The organism is Streptomyces sp. HSW2009 (genome assembly GCF_040240285.1).
Classification (GTDB): domain Bacteria; phylum Actinomycetota; class Actinomycetes; order Streptomycetales; family Streptomycetaceae; genus Streptomyces.
Genome location: NZ_JBEHZD010000841.1, coordinates 1 through 2,343 on the forward strand (window position 1 = coordinate 1; position 2,343 = coordinate 2,343).

A 2,343-nucleotide genomic window follows, 5' to 3' on the forward strand; every position below is an offset into this window, starting at 1 on the left:
CCCCCCCCCACCCCCCCCCGCAGCCGCCGCGCCAGCGCCAGTTGTTTATAAGAGACTGGGGCGGGTAGGTCGGCGCGGTCGGCGGGTCCGTCGGCTCAGTGGGCGGGTCCGTCGGCTCAGTGGGCGGGTCCGTCGGCTCAGTGGGCGGGTCCGTCGGCTCGGTCGGGATGACGGTGGGCTCGGTCGGGTCTACGGCGACCCGCGCTTCCACGCCCTGCTTGTCGGCTTCGGCCTTGACCCCGCCCCCACCCACATTGACGTCGATGCCGACGGCCGAAGCGGCACCCGCCGCGGTCAGTGACGCGCCAGCGGCGATCACCGTCCCCGCGACGATCCGCGCAACGCGCAACCGCGTCTTCTTGGTCATCTGCCTGCTACCCCCAGTAGCTGTTCTCGTCAGTGGAGCAGCTATGCACACGGGGCCACGGCTGGGGGCTACGTCTCGCGGCACGAGCCTCACTACAGGCTAGCCGCGGGCCCCTCGTCACACGTGCCCCAGTTCATACGCATGCCGCGCGCCAGCCTTCCCACTTTCCCCGGGGGCGTCAAGGCCGATCCGTGCAGGATGTCCGCCTTGCAGGGAGTTGACGGCCACCACGCAATGTAACCGTGACCTAAGGGGGGAACTCCAAGGACCGAACGGGCGGTGAGGGGCCGTCAGCGGGGGGCCGTTCGCTTGGTGCGGCGGGTGCCTCGTCGTACCGCGGCCATGCACGGGAGGGGCCGGCCTTACCGTGCGGGCGGGCCCGACGTCGTACCGCGGGCGCCTCGTCGTACCGCGGACGCGCCGTCACACCTGGGACGCGCCGCCGAACCTTGGACGCGCCGCCGGCCGCGGAAGGGCGGCCGGTTGTGGAAGGGTGGCCGGCCGCGGCCGACCACTGCCCGGGTTACTTCTCCTGCTGCTTGCGCCAGCGGATGCCGGCTTCGAGGAAGCCGTCGATCTCGCCGTCGAGCACGCCCTGCGGGTTGCCGACCTCGTGGCCGGTGCGCAGGTCCTTGACCATCTGGTAGGGGTGCAGCACGTACGAACGCATCTGGTTGCCCCAGGAGTTGCCGCCGTCGCCCTTGAGCGCGTCCATCTTGGCCTGGTCCTCCTGGCGGCGGCGCTCAAGCAGCTTGGCCTGGAGGACGTTCATCGCGGACGCCTTGTTCTGGATCTGCGAGCGCTCGTTCTGGCAGGAGACGACGATGCCGGTGGGGATGTGGGTCAACCGCACGGCGGAGTCGGTGGTGTTGACGCCCTGGCCGCCGGGGCCCGACGAGCGGTACACGTCCACCCGCAGCTCCGACTCGTCGATCTCGACGTGGTCGGTCTGCTCCACGACCGGCAGCACCTCGACGCCGGCGAAGGAGGTCTGGCGGCGCCCCTGGTTGTCGAAGGGTGAGATGCGCACCAGCCGGTGCGTGCCCTGCTCGACGGAGAGCGTGCCGTAGGCGTACGGGATCTGGACGACGAAGGTGGAGGACTTGATGCCCGCCTCTTCCGCGTACGAGGTGTCGTAGACCTCCGTCTTGTAGCCGTGCCGCTCGGCCCAGCGCAGGTACATCCGCTGGAGCTGCTCGGCGAAGTCGGCGGCGTCCACGCCACCGGCCTCGGCCCGGATGTTGACGAGCGCCTCACGGCTGTCGTACTCGCCGGAGAGCAGCGTGCGGACCTCCATCTCGTCCAGCGCCTTGCGGACCGAGGTCAGCTCGGACTCGGCCTCGGCGCGGGCGTCCGCGTCGTCCTCGGCGTCGGCGAGCTCGAAGAGCACCTCAAGGTCGTCGATCCGGCCGCGCAGCTCTTCGGTCCTGCGGAGCTGCCCCTGCAAGTAGGAGAGCTGGCTGGTCACCTTCTGCGCGTTCTCCGGGTCGTCCCAGAGGGACGGCGCCGCCGCCTGCTCCTCAAGCACGGCGATGTCGGCCCTCATCTTGTCCAGATCGAGGACCGCCTCGATCGACCCCATGGTGGAGGAGAGGGACTTCAGCTCTTCGGATACGTCGACGACTGCCACACCCCCAGCCTAACGGGTGCCCGACCCGACCCGGTCCGGCCGCGGCACCGCCACCCGGGCGCCCCCGGCCCGTACGCCGCTGAGCTGGGACGATGCGGCGGGAAACGGGCCTGGGGGCGGGCGCAAGGGGCTGGCTGCTGGGGCCGGCGGGGGTGCCGGGGGTTGTCAGGGGGCGTCGGGAGGTGCGCCAGCAGGTGCGTCAGGGAGTGCGTTCGGACTGGTGGACGCCGGGGGACTCGGCGTCCTTCTCGTCGCCCCCCCCCCCCCCGCGGTAGACCCCCACCCCCGCCCCCAGGGAGGCGACCGGCCCCCCCGGGGCCCCGGATACACCCCCGCCGCGCCCCCC

The 2,343-nt window shown here is 71.7% G+C and carries 1 protein-coding gene and 1 pseudogene; both read right to left on the reverse strand.

Annotated elements, in window-relative coordinates; translation table 11 throughout:
* A pseudogene (locus tag AAHZ94_RS32775) lies at positions 1-367 on the reverse strand (hypothetical protein); the annotation flags it as partial.
* Positions 368-890: 523 nt separating this feature from the next.
* On the reverse strand, positions 891-1,997 hold the full coding sequence (gene prfB, locus AAHZ94_RS32780) for a peptide chain release factor 2 (protein ID WP_349997350.1): 1,107 nt from the start codon (positions 1,995-1,997) through the stop codon (positions 891-893).
* Positions 1,998-2,343 lie beyond the last annotated feature (346 nt).